19 protein-coding genes are annotated in these 17,832 nt (G+C 53.4%); 14 read left to right on the forward strand and 5 right to left on the reverse strand.

Annotation, left to right across the window (positions count from 1 at the left end):
- The first annotated feature begins 139 nt into the window (after window positions 1–139).
- From Enr10x_RS18715 to Enr10x_RS18725, 3 genes are all read left to right on the forward strand, one after another.
- Window positions 140–1,081: a hypothetical protein gene (locus Enr10x_RS18715; protein WP_145111250.1), complete on the forward strand. Its 942-nt coding sequence runs from the start codon at window positions 140–142 to the stop codon at window positions 1,079–1,081.
- A gap of 346 nt (window positions 1,082–1,427) precedes the next feature.
- Window positions 1,428–2,444 carry a 3-deoxy-7-phosphoheptulonate synthase gene (gene aroF, locus Enr10x_RS18720; protein ID WP_145111253.1) on the forward strand — a complete coding sequence of 339 codons (1,017 nt, stop codon included), beginning with the start codon at window positions 1,428–1,430 and terminating at the stop codon, window positions 2,442–2,444.
- Between the two features lie 40 nt (window positions 2,445–2,484).
- Window positions 2,485–3,372, forward strand: a complete 888-nt coding sequence (locus Enr10x_RS18725; protein WP_145111256.1) for a sugar phosphate isomerase/epimerase family protein — start codon at window positions 2,485–2,487, stop codon at window positions 3,370–3,372.
- 13 nt (window positions 3,373–3,385) lie between these two features.
- Here the strand turns inward: Enr10x_RS18725 and Enr10x_RS18730 are convergent, their stop codons facing one another.
- On the reverse strand, window positions 3,386–4,684 hold the full coding sequence (locus tag Enr10x_RS18730) for a sulfatase (protein WP_261343239.1): 1,299 nt from the start codon (window positions 4,682–4,684) through the stop codon (window positions 3,386–3,388).
- A gap of 68 nt (window positions 4,685–4,752) precedes the next feature.
- Here Enr10x_RS18730 and Enr10x_RS18735 point away from each other — a divergent pair.
- A protein-coding gene (locus Enr10x_RS18735) for an IS5 family transposase (protein WP_390620441.1) occupies window positions 4,753–5,582 on the forward strand; the annotation gives its coding sequence in 2 pieces (ribosomal slippage) (window positions 4,753–5,143 and window positions 5,143–5,582; 831 coding nt in all).
- Here Enr10x_RS18735 and Enr10x_RS18740 read toward each other — a convergent pair.
- From Enr10x_RS18740 to ppsA, 4 genes are all read right to left on the reverse strand, one after another.
- Complete coding sequence (locus Enr10x_RS18740) at window positions 5,569–5,880, reverse strand: sulfatase-like hydrolase/transferase (RefSeq protein ID WP_232093050.1); 312 nt, start codon at window positions 5,878–5,880, stop codon at window positions 5,569–5,571. The genes Enr10x_RS18735 and Enr10x_RS18740 overlap by 14 nt on opposite strands.
- 78 nt (window positions 5,881–5,958) lie before the next feature.
- On the reverse strand, window positions 5,959–6,963 hold the full coding sequence (locus Enr10x_RS18745; protein WP_145450993.1) for a zinc-dependent alcohol dehydrogenase family protein: 1,005 nt from the start codon (window positions 6,961–6,963) through the stop codon (window positions 5,959–5,961).
- Between the two features lie 85 nt (window positions 6,964–7,048).
- Window positions 7,049–7,525, reverse strand: coding sequence for a hemerythrin domain-containing protein (locus Enr10x_RS18750; protein WP_145450994.1), 477 nt, complete (start codon window positions 7,523–7,525; stop codon window positions 7,049–7,051).
- 29 nt (window positions 7,526–7,554) lie between these two features.
- Window positions 7,555–10,002 carry a phosphoenolpyruvate synthase gene (gene ppsA, locus Enr10x_RS18755; RefSeq protein WP_145450995.1) on the reverse strand — a complete coding sequence of 816 codons (2,448 nt, stop codon included), beginning with the start codon at window positions 10,000–10,002 and terminating at the stop codon, window positions 7,555–7,557.
- A 455-nt stretch (window positions 10,003–10,457) separates the two neighbouring features.
- Here ppsA and atpD point away from each other — a divergent pair, with 455 nt between their 5' ends.
- From atpD to Enr10x_RS18805, 10 genes are all read left to right on the forward strand, one after another.
- A complete protein-coding gene (gene atpD / locus Enr10x_RS18760; RefSeq protein ID WP_145450996.1) occupies window positions 10,458–11,870 on the forward strand; it encodes a F0F1 ATP synthase subunit beta in 1,413 nt (470 codons plus the stop codon).
- Window positions 11,867–12,262, forward strand: a complete 396-nt coding sequence (locus Enr10x_RS18765; protein WP_145450997.1) for a F0F1 ATP synthase subunit epsilon — start codon at window positions 11,867–11,869, stop codon at window positions 12,260–12,262. Before atpD ends, Enr10x_RS18765 begins: the two co-directional genes overlap by 4 nt.
- A gap of 40 nt (window positions 12,263–12,302) precedes the next feature.
- Window positions 12,303–12,611, forward strand: coding sequence for an AtpZ/AtpI family protein (locus tag Enr10x_RS18770; protein WP_390621358.1), 309 nt, complete (start codon window positions 12,303–12,305; stop codon window positions 12,609–12,611).
- Window positions 12,608–12,925, forward strand: coding sequence for an N-ATPase subunit AtpR (locus Enr10x_RS18775; RefSeq protein WP_145450998.1), 318 nt, complete (start codon window positions 12,608–12,610; stop codon window positions 12,923–12,925). Before Enr10x_RS18770 ends, Enr10x_RS18775 begins: the two co-directional genes overlap by 4 nt.
- Window positions 12,926–13,660: a F0F1 ATP synthase subunit A gene (locus Enr10x_RS18780; protein WP_145450999.1), complete on the forward strand. Its 735-nt coding sequence runs from the start codon at window positions 12,926–12,928 to the stop codon at window positions 13,658–13,660.
- A gap of 16 nt (window positions 13,661–13,676) precedes the next feature.
- Window positions 13,677–13,955, forward strand: a complete 279-nt coding sequence (locus tag Enr10x_RS18785; protein WP_145111284.1) for a F0F1 ATP synthase subunit C — start codon at window positions 13,677–13,679, stop codon at window positions 13,953–13,955.
- Window positions 13,956–13,985: 30 nt separating this feature from the next.
- Window positions 13,986–14,783 (forward strand): F0F1 ATP synthase subunit B family protein, encoded by a 798-nt coding sequence (locus tag Enr10x_RS18790; RefSeq protein WP_145451000.1) that lies wholly within the window; start codon window positions 13,986–13,988, stop codon window positions 14,781–14,783.
- A gap of 34 nt (window positions 14,784–14,817) precedes the next feature.
- Entirely contained in the window at window positions 14,818–16,353 is a 1,536-nt protein-coding gene (locus Enr10x_RS18795) for an alternate F1F0 ATPase, F1 subunit alpha (protein WP_145451001.1), read from the forward strand.
- A gap of 14 nt (window positions 16,354–16,367) precedes the next feature.
- Window positions 16,368–17,252 (forward strand): F0F1 ATP synthase subunit gamma, encoded by an 885-nt coding sequence (locus Enr10x_RS18800; protein WP_145451002.1) that lies wholly within the window; start codon window positions 16,368–16,370, stop codon window positions 17,250–17,252.
- A 66-nt stretch (window positions 17,253–17,318) separates the two neighbouring features.
- Window positions 17,319–17,831: a CBS domain-containing protein gene (locus Enr10x_RS18805; protein WP_145451003.1), complete on the forward strand. Its 513-nt coding sequence runs from the start codon at window positions 17,319–17,321 to the stop codon at window positions 17,829–17,831.
- Window position 17,832: the final 1 nt, after the last annotated feature.

Genomic DNA, 17,832 nt, shown 5'->3' on the forward strand with positions numbered 1-17,832 from the left:
GGAGTTTATGAGAGAGTTTTTTATTTCCGAGTAAACTGGTATCAGTTTTGCGAAGTATCAGGCACTGGGGATGGAGCACTCCCCAATCTCAATCTCAGTCAATTGCCTCATACATCTCTCAGATCAGAACGGTATCAAATTGAATTCTCAACTGACTGCTCAGGTGACTGCCCTGCTTACATCCCAAAGTCTTTCACTGATAGAAGGCAACGGTCCCTTCGCCCCGGAAATATTGTGCGACTTCTGGTCGCATGGGCAGGAGCATATCAAATACAGACGCGCCACTCTGGAAGCGTTAAGTCAGTCCGAATTAAAAATCGAAGCATCACAGGCTGAACTGGAAATCATCTTCAAAGATTTCTTCGCTGAAGAAATGTTGATTCGAGTCGTTACTGCTGTCTTTACTGCTTCTGATCACCAGCGCGGACAATGTCAGGCCGAGCCCATCGCCCGTAGCCTGTTTCTGTCATTCCTGGATGTCAAACGGATCATCCTGAAAATCCTGGTCTCTGAACAGGGACTCAGCAACGAAGTCATGAAGCGCATCAATGCCACCCGCCGTTCTATTGAGCGTTGGACTGACATGCTGTTAGGTCAGTATATCCAGAGATTTGGCCTGGAAGAATTCGCCCACGATGCTGAGCGTGCACGTGATTTTGGCGAAGACCAGTTGTCACAATCCACTGCTCCCCACGCCGGACAAGCCTGGAACCTGATCATGGCGGGACTGCGTGTTTCATTTCCCTCAGGTCTCACCAGTCAAACCAGTGATCACTGGGAAGCGATGCTCGGAGCGATTCTGGCCTGCTACCCTTTCGATTGCTTCAATCAGTCTGCCACCATGAAATCACTCCGCCAGTTGCGCTATGAACGCAGCGGATTCCTTCCCGAATCCTCGCCTGAACAGTTACCCGAAATGATCCGCAGACGGATGCAGGGTCTCTCTGAAACCAGCGGCAGCACGGAAAAAATGAGTAAGCCACAAACCCAACCGCCCGGTTCCAAAACGTCCCCCGTTCCCCAGTCTCAAGCGATCAGTTTTTCGCAACTGCGAAACCGCAACTCGGAAGAGTCCTCCTGATCTGAAAGCCAGCGGAAGAATCTTTCCGGAAAATCAGTTGACTTCAAACTGGACAGAGGAGTATGATCCAGCTATAGATATTTTTTTGAATTCGAAAATTTTTCGATTTGGAGTTTCTCCGTGACACATCGGTTTGGTACTTTTAGCTTTAATTTCGTGCGGCTGTCATTTTATTCAGCCTGGCACTTTTTTAGCTATTGGTTTACCGGAACAGGTTACCTGACCGATCGAAGCAGACAACGTTCATAGCAATTGAACAGCCCCCGAATTTCGATTGGCCCTGTAACCTGCCTGGTTACAGGGCTTTTTTTATTCCCTGAAACTGAATTAGAAACGAGTCAAAGCCATGATTGTAGTAATGAAACCGCACGCCACTGAAGAAATGGTGCAGGCCATGGTCAAACGGGTCGAGGAAATGGGCCTGAAGGCACACGTGATCGTCGGCGAAGAACGCACCGTCATCGCGGCGGCGGGTATCAAACGGGACAGCCATCAGGAAGAGCTGGAATCCTGTGCAGAAGTGGAAAAAGTCGTTCCCATTGTGGCTGCCTATAAAGTCGCCAGTAAAGAGACAAAACCGGAACCAACAGTCGTCAAAATCCGTGATCTGACCATCGGCGGTTCCCATGTAGGAGTCATCGCAGGTCCCTGCTCGGTCGAAAGTGAAGAGCAGATTCTCCAGGTCGCTCACCAGGTCAAAGCAGCCGGAGCCACCGGCCTGCGCGGCGGTGCGTTCAAACCCCGCACCAGCCCCTACTCTTTCCAGGGAATGAAAGAAGAAGGCCTGAAACTGCTGGCCCTGGCCCGGGAAGAAACGGGACTGGCAGTCGTAACCGAAGTCATGACTCCGCATCACGTCGATCTGCTCTGCCAGTACGCCGACGTCCTGCAGATTGGTGCCCGCAACATGCAGAACTATCATCTACTGCAGGCCGTGGGGGAAACCCGACTTCCAGTCCTGTTAAAACGGGGACCGGCTGCATCGATCGAAGAGTTCCTGCTGGCAGCAGAATACATTCTGGACCAGGGTAATCAACAGGTCATTCTTTGTGAACGCGGTATTCGCACCTTCGAAACGCATACCCGCTTCACCCTCCCACTGGCCACCGTCCCTTACCTGCACGAACGCACTCACCTGCCTGTGGTCATCGATCCCAGTCATGGTACCGGCGTCGCCAGTCTGGTGCCTCCCATGTGTGCCGCTGCGATCGCCGCCGGCTGTGATGGCTTGATCCTCGAAGTTCATCCCGATCCCTCGCGGGCCATGAGTGATGGTGCCCAGTCCCTCACGCCGGAAGTCTTCGCTCAAACCATGGAAACCTGTCGCAAAGTTGCTGCAGCTGTCGGAAAAGAACTGGGCTGATCACTGAAACCTGCAGATCAAACATCAGAGGAACGAAATCATGAAGCTCGGTCTATTTTCTGTCAGCTATGCCGGGTTCTGGGGCCAGCACAAACTCAATGTGAATGACTTCATCGCTCAGGCGGCACGAACAGGCTATCATTCTGTGATGCTGATGGGAAAACGGCCCCATCTGGCACCGCTGGATGTTACTGAAGAGCAGATCGAATCGATCAAAGGCGCGCTCGCAGAACACCAGATCAACTGCGCGATTATCGGCGGATACACTGATTTCGCAGGATCTTCAGCCACTGAAGTGCCCCTGGTGGAACTGCAGATCCAATACGTCCAGCAACTGGCCCAGATCGCCCGACAACTGGGAGCCAGTACCGTGCGGATCTTTACCGCCTATGATTCTCCCAGACTGAGCCCCCACGCACTGTGGGGGCAGGTGGTCTCCGCACTGCAGGAATGTTGTGACCGTGCTGCCGAGCATGAGATTACTCTGGCTGTCCAGAATCATCATGATGTCGGCGTTCACTCTGATGCCCTGCTGGAACTCCTGCATGATATTGATCGCCCCAACTGTAAGCTCGGTTTTGATGCCTGGTCACCGGCCCTGCGTGGAGAAAACCTGTATGAAGCCGCCCGTAAGATGGCCCCTTATACAGCGATCACCACCAACGCCGATTACATCAGGCTGCCCCGCTATTCTTATCAGCCAGACCTGATCAACTATCAGCAACTGGAACCGGATCTGGTCCGCGCGGTCAAATTCGGCACCGGTTTTATCGACTATTCCGCCTTTTTCCACGGCCTGAAAGAAGGCGGATTCAATGGGATCGCCACCTACGAAATGTGTTCCCCCATCCGAGGGGGAGGGAGCCTGGATAATCTTAACGCCTACGCCGCCGAATATCTGACCTGGATGAAAACTCATTTGCTCTGAGTCAGTCGTCACTTCAGTCCGTTTTAGGACGTTTCATGTCAGGAATCGCCTGCAGCATCTGTTTCACCAGTTCCGGCTGTTCTTTTGCCAGATTTTGGACCGGGTCCGGCGTTTCTGAAAGATCATACAATTCCACATTTGTGGGTCGGCCCTTCTTCATAGTTGCCGTCAGGCGATGTGACTGATCTCTCACACTGACCGCTGTATTCCAGTAACTCAGCGCGTAATCACGGACTTTGCTTTTCTGACCAGTCAGCAGCGGCTTGAGACTGACTCCATCCAGTGGATGCTCTGTTTTCTGGAATGAAGGCTGACAGAGGTCAACCAGAGTCGGATATAGATCGAGGGTCTCAACCAGTGCGTCCGATTTGAGTCCCGACTGTGAGACACCCGGTGCCCGGATAATCAAAGTACTGTTCAAGGCCCGCTCCAGCGGTGCATGCTTAGCCCAGAGTGCAGAATCACCCAGAAACCAGCCATGGTCTCCCCAGACAACGACAATCGTATTTTCACTCAGTCCCAGATCGTCGAGTGCCTTCAGCACCTTCCCCACCTGCCGATCCACGTACCGCACACAGGCCAGATAAGCACGACGGGCCTGCATCCGATCCCGCTCAGCCAATGGTCGTGTCTTGGGAAATTTCATATTATAGCTGTAGAACTCGCCGCTTTTATGCCAGTAAGCGGAATTCGCTTTCTCGGGGTGAGGCGCATCGGGAATCTTGATTTTAGAAATCGCCTCCCAGTCCTGTTGCGGTGCGACAAAGGGCAAATGAGGTTTGAAGAAACCGAGCCCCAGAAAGAACGGCTGCTCTCCTTTCTTATAAGCCTGCAGCTTTGAGATCGCTTCCCGGGCCAGTAAACCATCGGGGAGATCCTCGTCTTCTTCCACACTGAACTGCATCAGATCCCGGATTCCGCTCCCGTCTTCCCTGCTGCGACCGTTCGCATAAGCAAAAAAGATTCCCCAGCCCCGCTTCCAGGAACCGAACGGAGTTGCCAGTTCGTCCCAGGCATGAGGCAGTTCGTCTCTCCCGTCTCCACTCCCGTTATATTCAAAAACCCGACCATCTGCCGTATGCGAGATTTTGCCGATACAGGCCGTCTGATAACCACTCCTTCGAAACAGTTCCGGCATGGTCTGCGCCCCGGCAGTCTGCTCTGTAGAAAGTGCCGATGCCCCACGATAGAACGCCTGGTTACTGCGTGTCACTCCCGAATTCCGGGGGCTGCGTCCCGTTAATAATGCATAACGAGAAGCGCCACACGTGGGAACCTGCACGAAGTGATTAGAGGTAGTTTCAAAACCCAAAACTACGTGAACAGTTTGGTATAGTATTTGTACGAGTACCTCCCTCGAAAGGAGGTCTCATTATGACCATGACCCGCGTGTCACGACCTGCCACAGGTCGCAACATTACCGGGTCCAGGACGGAACCAAAACCACAACTCTCGGACGAGCAATGGCTTCTGATCAAAGATCTGTTTCCAGAACCACCGGTAAACGCAGCCGGAGGGCGGCCCAGAGTGGCTCCCCGCGAGTGCCTCGAAGGAATCCTTTGGGTATTAAGGACCGGTGCCCGATGGAAAGATTTACCAACATTTTTACCATCTCCCAGCACCTGCTGGCGGCGTTTCAAGGAATGGACCGAAGACGGTGTCTTCCTGGAAGCGTGGCAGCGATTGCTCGAACACTTAGACCGCCGGAAGCTGGTTGTCTGGTCGGAAGCATTCGGGGATGGCACATTCTGCCCCGCAAAAAAAGGGGCGCCGATGTCGGAAAGACAAAACGGGGAAAGGGAACCAAGCTTATGCTGCTGGTCGACGGAAACGGGCTCCCTCTCGCTTTGGATCGTGCCAGTGCCTCTCCGGCAGAGGTGAAGCTGATTGAATCCCTGCTGGACCAGCGAGTTTTGCCACGCGACCCCGATCGCCTGATTTATGATCGTGCGGCCGACAGCGATCCCCTGCGCACAGAGCTGGCGGAACGGCAGATAGAGCTGATCTGTCCGCATCGCAAGAACCGTGTGAAACCAGCGACGCAAGACGGGCGTGCTCTGCGGCGATATCGACGCCGCTGGAAAGTCGAACGCACCATCAGCTGGCTGTTCAACTTTCGTCGTCTGGTAATACGATATGAACGATACAGTCATTTGTTTTTAGGATTCGCACAACTCGCGTGCGTGTTCACCTTACTTAATAAGTTATGAAACCACTTCTAGTAAACAGGACGCCTTGCGAAGCCAGTCGATCCAGAGACGGGCTCTGCACATGGGGATGTCCATAACAACCCAGTTCTGTGCGTAAATCATCAATGGCGATGAACAGCACATTCGGTTTCTTCTGTTCGCCTTGACTTTGTGCCGCCTGAACTGGTTCTGCAAAACAGAAAGAAAAAAACAACAGAGAAAATAATGTCAAACCGGTAAAAGCAAAGCGCATCCGCATCAGAGGCCTCAAAATCATTGTAGCATGGAAGAGCGTCGGTGAAATTAACTCGTACAGCATCCAGTATAACCGGCAGGTGTCCCTGCTCGCACCTGCAGAAATGGTTCAATGAGATGCTCTACGGGAAGAAATCGCTCTTTATGCATCCATGACCAGGACACCAGTCCCGTTGATTTCATCGTTTTTGAGCAGATTCAGAGCCTGGTTAGCCTCTTCCATGGAAAATGTGGTGATGTGTGGATGGATGGGAATTTGTGAGGCTTCCTGCAGCAGATGACGGCCGTCCTGTCTGGTATTCGCGGTCACCGACCGCAGGTTCCGCTCATAAAAGAGCGTCTCTTCATAGTTGAGCTGGGGGATGTCTGTCATGTAGATCCCCGCCAGTGCCAGTGTGCCCCCTTTCTCCAGGTATTTGAGAGCAGCGGGAACCAGTTCTCCCGCGGGGGCAAAGATAATCGCCGAGTGCACTTTTTTCGGCATCTGTTCGGCATGTTCGCCTACCCAGGTCGCCCCCATGGAACGTGCCAGCTGGCGATGTTTCTCCCCTCGGGTGACGACAAAAACTTCACAGCCTCGGTGCTGGGCGATCTGAATCACCACATGGGCACTCGACCCGAACCCGTAGATCCCCAGTCGCTGGCCGGGTTGTAAATCGCTGCGTGACAGTGCACGATACCCAATGATGCCGGCACAGAGTAAGGGAGTCGCCTCGGTATGACTGAAGACATCGGGAACAGGATAAGCGTAGTCTTCATGGACGACCGCCAGTTCCGCATAGCCTCCATCGGCATGATAGCCGGTAAACAGTGATTTTTCACAGAGATTCTCTCTGCCCGACTGACAGAATTCGCATTCACCACAGGTCTTGCGCAGCCACGCGATACCCACGCGGTCACCGATCTGAAAACGCCGGCAATCGGCCCCGGTTTTGATCACGCTGCCCACCACCTGATGCCCTGGAATCACTGGGGATTTGACTTCGGGTAAATCACCTTCGATCACATGCAGGTCGGTCCGGCAGATAGCACAGCAGTGCACTTTGATCAGAACTTCGTGAGGACCTGGCTCAGGATCGGGAACTTCCTGGCAAATCAATGGGGCAGAACTGATCGTTGCCCGCTGATTCAATACCATGGCTTTCATAAATTTGAAAGACTCCTCCCCTGTCAGATGAAACGGAACATCCGATGAAGAATTGAATCCGCATCAACACTTTTGGGTGCAGCTATCAGTTGCTCGATGATTTATCAAACGCTTCCCGAACAATTTTGATTTCCTGATTTTCATGCTCCCGAATATCCGACATGAGACTTTCAAACTCCTGCAGCGCCGCACTCCAGTTTTTAAAGGGAGGGTCGGACTGCTTGAGCCGATCAATAAAGTCGTCAAAGCGGGACAGAGTCGCTGCATGCTTCTCCTGGAAATCGGGCACCATGATACAGAACCCGGGGGACTCATCCATCAAAGGCTTGAAATAGCCTTCCTGTTCTTCATCCTCAAAATGTTTGGCCAGTAAATCACGAAAGCCTGCCACACGGGTTCCCATTTCTCCAAACTTGGGTAAGCCATGCTCGTCCAGTTCAGCCCACCAGCGATTCAGGTCTTTCATGTGACTCAAAAGCTGTTCATGCTCATCGAGCAAATACTGCAGATGCTCGTGGGGCTCTTTCTTTTCAGTTTCACCCATCATTTTACGTTTATCCATGATCTGCTCCTTTCCTGTTGATTTCCTGTTCAGACTGTGACATCACTCCTAGTATCGGAAGCAGCTCCTTTCGAGTTCAATTCTGCTTCAACCTCTACAATACGGGAGACCGTTTTCATCACCGCATCAGGATTCAGCGAGATACTGTCGATCCCCTGCTTCACCAAAAACTCAGCGATCTCCGGATAATCGCTGGGAGCCTGTCCACAGATTCCAATTTTTCGTCCGGAGGCTTTCACCCGCCGGATGGCAGTTGCCAGAGACTCCATCACTGCCGGATCCCGTTCATCAAAAATGTGCGCCACCACTTCTGAATCTCGGTCGACCCCCAGGGTCAATTGTGTTAAGTCATTCGAACCGATTGAAAACCCATCGAAGATTTCCGCAAACGCTTCCGCCTGGATGACATTACTGGGAATTTCACACATGATGTAGATTTCCAGGCCATCCTCTCCCCGTTTCAGCCCATGTTCGGCCATGACTTCCAGGACCTTGCGTCCCTCCTCAACCGTGCGGCAGAAGGGGATCATCAGCTTCATATTCTTCAGCCCCATTTCCTCTCGCACCTTGCGCATCGCCTGGCATTCCAGGCCAAAGGCATCCCGGTATCGCGGATGATAGTAGCGCGACGCCCCACGGAATCCAATCATCGGATTTTCTTCTTCCGGCTCATACTGGGCCCCGCCAATCAGATTCGCATACTCGTTAGTCTTGAAATCGCTCATGCGAACGATCACATCACGCGGATAAAAGGCCCCTGCAATCATCCCGACCCCCTGGGCCAGCGTATCGACAAAAAAGGCAGGCTTATCCTGATAAGAGGGAGTCAACTTATCGATTTCCGCCTTCAGAGTCGGATCATCCAACTGATCGAATTCCAGCAGTGCCATCGGATGAATGCGGATAAACGAGTTGATGATGAATTCCATCCGTGCCAGCCCGACCCCATCGCTGGGCAGCATCGACAGACGGAACGCCTCATTCGGATTTCCCGCGATCATCATCACCTTGGTCTGGGGGCGTTTCAGCTCAGACAGATCGACTTCCTGAATTTCGTAATCCAGTTGCCCGTCGTAGACCTGTCCCGTATCCCCCTCGGCGCAGGAGACGGTCACCATCGATCCGGAAGGAATCGACGTCGTCGCCTGTTCTGCCCCCACAATCGCGGGGACCCCCAGTTCCCGGCTGATAATCGCCGCATGACAGGTACGGCCTCCCCGGTTGGTAACAATCGCAGCGGCTTTTTTCATGATCGGTTCCCAGTCCGGATCAGTCCGGTCAGTCACCAGCACATCCCCCTCCTGAACCTGATCGAGATTTTCTGCACTCTCCACCACCCGCGCGATGCCATGACCGATCCGTTCTCCCACACTATGCCCGGTAGTCAAAACCCGACCGTGTTCTTTCAGATGATACGTTTTGAGAACAGTCAGTTCTTTGCTGCCATGAATCGTTTCCGGCCGGGCCTGGACAATGAACAGTTCCTGGGTCAGGCCATCTTTGGCCCATTCAATATCCATCGGACAGAAATGCCCCTGCACCTCAGAGTAATGCTCCTCAATCAGACAGGCCCAGCGTGCCAGCTTGAGAATATCTTCCTCATCAATGGCAAACCGTTTCCGATCGACGGTATCCACGGGAACATTCCGTGTCATCTTCCCGCCGCCGGTATCATAAATCAGCTTGAATTCTTTCGATCCCAGCGTCTTTTTCAGGATCGGTTTGAATCCCTCTTTCAAAGTCGGCTTGAAAACATAGAACTCGTCGGGATTCACGCTCCCCTGGACCACGTTTTCACCCAGACCATAGGCAGCATTGATCAGAACAGCATCCCGGAATCCCGTCTCCGTATCGATGGAGAACATCACCCCTGAGGCGGCTTCATCGGAGCGGACCATCCGCTGGATGCCGATCGACAACGCAATATCGAAATGATCAAAGCCCTTTTCAGTTCGATAGGAGATCGCCCGATCTGTAAATAACGAAGCAAAGCAGCGCCGGCACGTCTCCAGCAGGCTGCTCTCTCCATGCACATTCAGGTATGATTCCTGCTGCCCCGCAAAACTTGCATCGGGTAAATCTTCCGCGGTCGCACTGCTGCGGACAGCGACATCGATCCCACCGGCATGGTCCTCACTTAGTTTCTGATACGCCTGCAGAATTTCTGTGCGAAGTTTCTCAGGCATTTCAGTGGCCAGAATCGCCTGGCGAACTTCGCGACCATGCGACTGCAGATTGGAAATATCGGAAGTATCCAGATCTGCAAGGATATCCTTAATTTTCTGATCCAGGCCTGTCTCGGACATGAACAGACGGTAGGCGGCAGCAGTCGTCGCGTACCCATTGGGAACCGCGATTCCTTTGGCGCTTAAATTACAGTACATTTCCCCCAGAGAAGCATTCTTACCTCCCACTGAAGGAACATCACCAATACTGATCTGATTAAACCACAATACCAGTGGTTCCTGCGCAGCCATCGTTCCACTCCTTGTTATTGGTCTACTCGTGCTTCATTGCCGGAGGTCACTCTCCAGTTGTGATGTCAGCCTCCAGCCCTGTGGACGATTCAGAGAGTGCTTCTGCCTCTTATTATAAGAATTTCCTGTCAAAGGATCAAAATAATCCCGCGGATCTTCTCTTCAGTTTTTCCTGAGAACCCTCCAAGGTAATAAGTAACAGGACACGCGCCAGATACAATACAGGCAAATCCCGGTTCTCGCATGGGGAAAACCATTACCCTCTCTTGCTGGAAATGATTTGATACAAAAGAATTCGAAAAAAGAAACTGTTTTTATTTTCCTTCGCTTGAGTTCTCTCAAAAAATCAGTCATTTTGACTTATCCTAACCAACAGTAAACTGGTTATAATGTTGCCAGGAAGCAACCAGAAGGACGACAGGCCTCTGTCTCCAGCAGGAAGGATTTCCCACTAGATGCAGCAGACAGTCTTGAAGCACGACTTGAACCTGGGCTCGATTCTCTCGGTACGAGGCAGTGTCATTGATGCGGTCTTCCCTTACCGTTTGCCCTCAGTTCAGAGCGAACTGCATGCGGGTGAGCATCAGGAAATCATCATTGAAGTCCTCACACAGCTCGATAACCAGACCGTTCGCGGCATCGCTTTGACTTCTACACGCGGCCTGGCGCGCGGCTCGAAAATCATCAACACCGGGCACCCCCTGAAAGTCCCCGTCGGCCAGCAACTCCTGGGACGGATGTTGAATGTCTTCGGGCAGCCAATTGACTTCGGTGAATCCATCGATGACGCCAGCTGGCGTTCGATCCATCACCCCTCCCCGGCCCTGGTCGAACGGCCCCCACGCTCAGAAATATTCAAAACCGGGATCAAAGCCATCGACCTGCTCGCCCCCCTCGAACGGGGAGGCAAAGCGGGCCTGTTTGGTGGCGCCGGCGTCGGTAAAACAGTCCTGATCACCGAGTTGATTCACAATGTCGTTGGAGCCCATAAAGGGGTCAGCCTCTTCTGTGGGATCGGCGAACGCTGTCGTGAAGCCGAAGAACTCTACCGTGAAATGAAAGACGCCGGAGTCCTTGACAATACCGTCATGGTCTTCGGCCAGATGAACGAACCCCCCGGTGCCCGTTTCCGCGTTGGGCATGCCGCTCTCACGATGGCAGAGTATTTTCGGGACGAACAGCACCAGGATGTCCTGTTGCTCATCGACAATATCTTTCGCTTCATCCAGGCGGGCACCGAAGTCTCAGGCCTGATGGGAGAACTCCCCTCCCGCGTCGGTTACCAGCCCACGCTCGCCTCGGACCTGGCTGAGTTGGAAGAACGGATCTGCACCACCACGAGTGGCTCAATCACTTCGGTGCAGGCGGTTTACGTCCCGGCTGACGACTTTACTGACCCCTCTGCGGTCCACACGTTCGCTCATCTCTCGACCTCTGTAGTTCTCTCAAGGAAACGCGCTTCGGAAGGGCTTTATCCGGCGATCGACCTGCTGAATTCCAGTTCCAAAATGCTGATGCCCCCGATTGTCGGCGACCACCATTACCAGGTCGCACAAGCCGTTCGCAGTACCCTGGCGAATTACGAAGACCTCAAAGACATCATCGCCATGCTGGGACTGGAAGAACTCTCTCGGGAAGACCGCCGGACTGTCAATCGCGCACGACGCCTGGAACGTTTTTTAACGCAGCCCTTCTTCAGTACCGAACAGTTTACCGGCTACGAAGGAAAATTCGTCACACTGGATCAAACCCTGGATGGCTGTGAACGCATCCTGAACGATGAGTTTCAAGATGTTTCCGAACGCGCCCTGTATATGATTGGTCCGATTGACGAAGTCTCACGAGGTGACAAAGGAGACCATCAATGAAACTCAAGGTCCTGTTACCGACAGAAATTCTGGTGGATCAGTCCGTCACGAAAGTCATTGCGGAAGCGGAAAACGGAGCCTTCTGCCTGCTGCCCCGGCACGTCGATTTTCTGTCTGCCCTGCTCCCCGGGATTCTCACTTACGTCGATGACCAGAACCTGGAACACTACCTCGGAATCGGCGGCGGAATTCTCACCAAAACGGGTGAGGAAGTACGCGTCTCGACGATCTATGCCGTTCGCGGTGAAGACCTGGGAACCCTCCGCCAGCAGGTCGCCGAACAGTTTGAAGCCATCAATGAACGGGAACGAACCGTTCGTTCTGCCATCGCCCGGCTGGAAGCCGATATTCTGAGACACTTTGTCAAACAGGGGATCACCGCCGATGTCTGATCTGCCTCCCGAACAGGAAAACGACTCAGGATCCTCTGAGATGCGGGGCCATCCCTTACACCTGCATAATCGCAGTCAGATCGAAAAACGGATCGCCTCCCAGGAGGCCCGAAAATTAAAGGCCCGCGAAGAGAAACATCACACCATCTGGTTCGGCCTGGGGATGTTTGGTCTGATCGGCTGGTCGGTCACCATTCCCGCTGTGGCAGGTGCCCTGTTGGGGATGTGGATCGACTCCCGCTGGCCCTCCCGCTATTCCTGGAGCCTGATGCTGTTAATCGGCGGCATCGCCCTGGGCTGCGCGAACGCCTGGAAATGGATCCATAAAGAAGGAAACGTTGACCGATGAGTTTACCATTCAGCATCCAACTTATACTCAGTCTGATCGTGGGGCTCCTGTTGGGCAGCCTCTTTTTCGGCGGACTCTGGCTGACCGTGAAGCACCTGCAGAAGTCGTCGGCCCCCTGGCTGCTGTTCCTCGCCAGTGCTCTGGGGCGCACGCTGATCACGCTGGCCGGCTTCTGGTTTGTGGGAATCTGGCTCTCCGAAGCGTTTCGCTGGCAACGCATGGCTGCCTGCCTGGCTGGTTTCATCATCGCGCGAATGGTCATTACCCGTTATACCCGTTCACTCAATGCCTCCGTCTCTGGAAAGTCAGCCTGAATGGATATTTCACCTGATACACCACTCTGGCAGTGGGAATGGATGCTGCTGAACCGAACCATCCTGTTTACCTGGCTGGTAATGGCGATACTCGTTCTCGGTTCCTGGTTCGTGACACGTCGCCTCACCAGTGGCCCCCATATTTCCCGGGGACAGAATCTGCTGGAGGTTCTCGTGCTCGGCTTGCGGGACCAGATCCGGGAAGTCAGTCAGCAGGAGCCCGGCCCCTATATGCCGTTTATCGGAACCCTGTTTTTATTCATCGTCACGTCCAACATGCTCTCGATCGTGCCCGGCTACCGTGCTCCCACCAGTTCCATTTCCACCACCGCCGCGCTGGCCACCTGCGTCTTTGTCGCCGTTCCCATTTATGGAATCGCCCACCAGGGGATTGGAGGCTATCTGAAACAGTATATTCGGCCTTCCGTATTAATGTTGCCCTTTAATGTAGTGGGCGAATTTTCGCGAACCCTGGCTCTGGCTGTCCGCCTCTACGGAAATATCATGAGCGGATCGGTCATCGGAGCCATCCTGCTCGGCTTCGTCCCCCTGTTCGTTCCGATTCTGATGGATGCCTTTGGTCTCTTAACCGGGATGATCCAGGCTTATATTTTTGCCGTCCTGGCCATGGTCTACATCGCCTCCGCCACCCAGGTCAACCATGGCCCGGAACATACAGAGGACGCTCAATCCGGAATTTCGAACACTCAATCGACTCACAAAGAATCATCATAAACGAGGATATACATCTATGGATACAGATACTCTCATCGCAGCAGTCTCGATATTTACCGCAGGCATCACCACGGGCATGGGGTCGATTGGTCCCGCCCTGGGGGAAGGCCGCGCGCTGGCACAGGCTCTCAGTGCCATCGCCCAGCAGCCTGACGAGGCCAGCACAATCACGCGGACCCTGTTTGTGGGACTCGCCATGATCGAATCCACGGCGATTTACTGTTTTGTGATTTCGATGATTCTCATTTTTGCGAATCCCTTCTGGAATCACTTCCTGCAGGCCACCGGTAAATAATCAGCTCCGCAGTACACTCAGGATAGAATCATGTCCATTGATTGGTTTACGTTTACGGCTCAAATCCTCAACTTCCTGGTTCTGGTCTGGTTGTTGACGCACTTCCTGTATAAGCCGATCACAAAGGCGATGCACAAGCGGGAACAGAAGATCGCTGACGAGCACCAGAAAGCCATCGACATTCAGCAGCAGGCCGAAGCAGAAGCAGCCAGCTATCAGCAGAAGACGGCGGAACTGACGCACGCCAAAGACGAACTACTGGCCGAGGCAGGCAAAGAGATCCAGCGCTGGCGCGAAGAGCATCTGGCCCGCGCCCGCGCGGAAGTCGATGAAGAAAAAGAAGAATGGTACCGGGCCCTGCATCGGGAGCGGGAGTCATTCCTCCGCGAAGCCCGTGTGCGGATGGCCGGACATATCCACCACATGAGCCAGTGCGTCCTGAAAGAGCTGGCCAATGCCGACCTGCAACAACAGACCATTTCGGTTTTTCTGGACCGTGTCAGTCAGATTGAAGAGCAGCAGAAACTGAAATTCCGGGATTTACTCAGAGCTCCGGACAGTACTGTTCTGGTGGAAAGTGCTCTGGAACTGGGAAAATCAGATCGAGAGCGCGTCAGCAAATTCATCCACGATTTTCTCGAAACCAAAATCGAAATCCAATACCGCGAAAGACCCGATCTGATCTGTGGCATCGATCTGCACATCTCCGGATATAAAGTCGCCTGGAACCTGCAGGAACCACTCGAAGAACTGGAAGAAGAATTTGTCCGTTCCCTGAACGAAGTCATCACCCTGGAATCCGGCGTTGAAGTTTCACCCTCGACTTAAATGTTTTGAAACATCACCTGCGTGAAAGCAATTCATGACCATTCATCCCGACATTCAGATCCTACTGGATAACACGTTCAGTAAATTCGGCGGCGTGTTAGAGCAGCACGATTTCGATCCTCGTCTGATCGAAATCGGCAAGGTGACCTATGTCGGACGCAGCCACGCCCGGGTCAGTGGACTCCCCAACGTACAATCAGAGGAACTGCTCCAGTTCCCGAACCACGTCCTCGGGCTGGCATTGAACCTGGATCCGGATGAAGTCGGCGTCGTCCTGCTGGACCCCAGTGATCAGTTGACCGCCGGTGATGAAGTCCGTCGCACACATCGTCTGCTGGACGTTCCGGTTGGCGAATCCTTAATCGGTCGCGTCATTGATCCGGTCGGGCGGCCCCTGGATGGACACGGCCCTGTCTCTGCTGCCGAACGTCGGCCTTACGAACGCGATCCCGCTTCGATTACAGACCGCTCCCCTGTCACTGTGCCACTACAGACCGGCCTGAAAGTCATCGACGCCCTGATTCCCATCGGCCGCGGCCAGCGGGAACTGATTCTAGGAGACCGACAGACCGGTAAAACCGCCATCGCCATCGACACAATTCTCAATCAGAAAAACAAGGATGTCATCTGCATCTACTGCGCTATTGGCCAGCGGAACACCGCCGTCGCGAAAGTCATTGACGATCTCCGCAAACATGGAGCCCTGGATTATACCGCTGTCGTTGTTGCCGAAAGCGACGCTCCTCCGGGACTGCAGTTCGTCGCTCCCTATGCAGCAACCACACTCGGCGAGTACTTCATGGATCGCGGACAGGATGTGCTGGTCGTCTATGACGATCTGACTTCCCATGCCCGTTCCTACCGCGAACTCTCATTGCTGCTGAGGCGTCCCCCCGGACGGGAAGCCTTTCCCGGCGACATTTTCTACCTGCATTCCCGACTGCTGGAACGTTCTACGCATTTGCACGAACGTCTGGGGGGAGGCTCGCTGACGGCTCTCCCCGTTGCCGAAACGGAAGCACAGAATCTGTCGGCCTATATCCCTACAAATCTGATTTCGATCACCGATGGTCAGATCTATCTTTCTCCCCAGTTGTTCCAGAAAGGGATTCTGCCTGCCGTCGATGTGGGCCGTTCCGTGTCTCGTGTCGGAGGCAAGACACAACTCCCCGCTTACCGGGCCGTCGCCGGCGATTTGAGGCTCTCCTACAGCCAGTTTGAAGAACTCGAAACCTTCTCCCGGTTCAGCAGCCGGCTGGATGAAGAAACGCTGGCCACACTGGAACGGGGCCGACGTGTCCGTGAAATCTTCAAACAGCCACAGTATCAGACTCTTTCAGTCCCCCAGCAGATCTCGGTCCTGGTGGCGATGGCGGCAGGCGTGTTTGATGAGTCGGATCTGAAACATATTCGCACATTGGAAGAATTCATCGCTCCCATTCTCGAAACCGATTTCCCACATTTGAGCGAAGCAATATTGGAAGGAAAAAAACTGACAGACGATGACCAGCAGGCCATCGTGGAGGCAGCCCAAAAGCAGGTAAGTCAATTCACACAGGACCAGGCTTAAGATGAAACGGTACGATGCAGGACTTTGAAACGTTAAAACGCAGTATCGACAGCACCCAGGATCTGGAATCAGTGGTCCGGACGATGAAGACGCTGGCCGCAGTCAGTATTCGTCAGTACGAACAGGCCGTCGATTCACTGGAAGACTTCGCCGAAACGGTGAACCGGGGGCTGGCTATGGTTCTCAGAAATCTGCCTCCACAGACCAGTCTCTCCGAACTGCAGAGCGCCGGTTCCACAGGGATCATCGTCTTTGGCTCTGATCAGGGTATGTGTGGTCAGTTCAACGAACAGATCGGCTCTTATGCCCTGGACTACTTCGCGCAGGATCCCCAGCCGGCTACGCAGCATGCCTGGATGGTCATCGGCTCCCGTATCTCCGGCAAAATCCTGGATGCAGGCTGCACGATCGATTTTGAATTCAATCTGCCAGGGGCCGTCACTGGAATTTCCCCCCTGGTCGCGGATATCCTCGCTCAAATTGATCGCTGGCGTTTTGAACGCCACCTGGGCAGAATCTTCATCTTCTATAACCAGCGGGTGACCGCCTCATCCTACAAACCACATGCGCAACAGTTGTTACCCATCGACCCGGCTCAGCTCGCACAGCACCAATCAGCGACCGCAGCTTCTCGAACACTCCCTTTTTATACGATGCCGCCCGGAATATTGCTGTCCCGGCTGATTCGACAATACCTGTTTGTTTCGCTCTTTCGTGCCTGTGCAGAATCACAGGCGGGAGAAAATGCCAGTCGGATTGCATCCATGCAGGCAGCTGAACACAATATTAAAGAGCGGCTGGTGAATCTCCAGGCGGAATTCAACCAGCGTCGCCAGACCGCAATCACCGAGGAACTCCTGGATGTCGTCACCGGATTTGAAGCACTCAAAGAAGAATGACACGTAATTTCTATTTAAATCTAACCAACCACTGTCTTTAATTTTCATAATAGAAAGCACAGTACCATGACTGATCAAAAACCCTCCCCCGTCGCCAGCGACTTCATGACCACTCATGTTGAAGTAGTCACTCCGGACATGCACATGTCCGACGTGATCCATTTCCTGTTGAAACATAATGTCTCCAATGCCCCCGTGGTGGAATTGAAAGACGGTAAAAAGATTCTCATCGGCTTTATCTCCGAACATGACTGCCTGTGTGCGCTCTCTGATGAAGTCTTCTTCGGCTTCCCCAGCCCTCCACAGACCGCACGCACCATCATGACCGCGCACCCGATCTGTATTTCACCCAGTACCGAACTGTTCTCGCTGGTATCTGTCTTCAACAGTCACAAGCTGCGGCATCTGCCGGTCGTGGAAAATGGCCACCTGCTGGGCATTGTCAGTCGGCACGATATCCTCAAAGAAATGGATGAATACTACAAACAGAACCTGCATAAACAGAATCACGATCGCATGTTGCGTGATACGTCCCAGACCCTCAACTTGCGGTTCACTATCGACCGTGATCACGAGTAAT

Source organism: Gimesia panareensis, from assembly GCF_007748155.1.
Classification (GTDB): Bacteria; Planctomycetota; Planctomycetia; order Planctomycetales; family Planctomycetaceae; genus Gimesia; species Gimesia panareensis.

Excerpts from the sequence above, each read along its gene's own strand:
- Enr10x_RS18745 (WP_145450993.1), bottom strand. The coding sequence starts at position 6,963 with ATGAAAGCCATGGTATTGAATCAGCGGGCAACGATCAGTTCTGCCCCA.
- Enr10x_RS18795 (WP_145451001.1), top strand. The coding sequence starts at position 14,818 with ATGACCATTCATCCCGACATTCAGATCCTACTGGATAACACGTTCAGT.
- Enr10x_RS18805 (WP_145451003.1), top strand. The coding sequence starts at position 17,319 with ATGACTGATCAAAAACCCTCCCCCGTCGCCAGCGACTTCATGACCACT.
- Enr10x_RS18750 (WP_145450994.1), bottom strand. The coding sequence starts at position 7,525 with ATGGATAAACGTAAAATGATGGGTGAAACTGAAAAGAAAGAGCCCCAC.
- Enr10x_RS18800 (WP_145451002.1), top strand. The coding sequence starts at position 16,368 with ATGCAGGACTTTGAAACGTTAAAACGCAGTATCGACAGCACCCAGGAT.
- Enr10x_RS18780 (WP_145450999.1), top strand. The coding sequence starts at position 12,926 with ATGGATATTTCACCTGATACACCACTCTGGCAGTGGGAATGGATGCTG.
- Enr10x_RS18740 (WP_232093050.1), bottom strand. The coding sequence starts at position 5,880 with ATGCTGTACGAGTTAATTTCACCGACGCTCTTCCATGCTACAATGATT.
- Enr10x_RS18770 (WP_390621358.1), top strand. The coding sequence starts at position 12,303 with ATGCGGGGCCATCCCTTACACCTGCATAATCGCAGTCAGATCGAAAAA.
- Enr10x_RS18790 (WP_145451000.1), top strand. The coding sequence starts at position 13,986 with ATGTCCATTGATTGGTTTACGTTTACGGCTCAAATCCTCAACTTCCTG.
- Enr10x_RS18785 (WP_145111284.1), top strand. The coding sequence starts at position 13,677 with ATGGATACAGATACTCTCATCGCAGCAGTCTCGATATTTACCGCAGGC.
- Enr10x_RS18775 (WP_145450998.1), top strand. The coding sequence starts at position 12,608 with ATGAGTTTACCATTCAGCATCCAACTTATACTCAGTCTGATCGTGGGG.
- Enr10x_RS18725 (WP_145111256.1), top strand. The coding sequence starts at position 2,485 with ATGAAGCTCGGTCTATTTTCTGTCAGCTATGCCGGGTTCTGGGGCCAG.
- Enr10x_RS18765 (WP_145450997.1), top strand. The coding sequence starts at position 11,867 with ATGAAACTCAAGGTCCTGTTACCGACAGAAATTCTGGTGGATCAGTCC.
- atpD (WP_145450996.1), top strand. The coding sequence starts at position 10,458 with ATGCAGCAGACAGTCTTGAAGCACGACTTGAACCTGGGCTCGATTCTC.
- ppsA (WP_145450995.1), bottom strand. The coding sequence starts at position 10,002 with ATGGCTGCGCAGGAACCACTGGTATTGTGGTTTAATCAGATCAGTATT.
- aroF (WP_145111253.1), top strand. The coding sequence starts at position 1,428 with ATGATTGTAGTAATGAAACCGCACGCCACTGAAGAAATGGTGCAGGCC.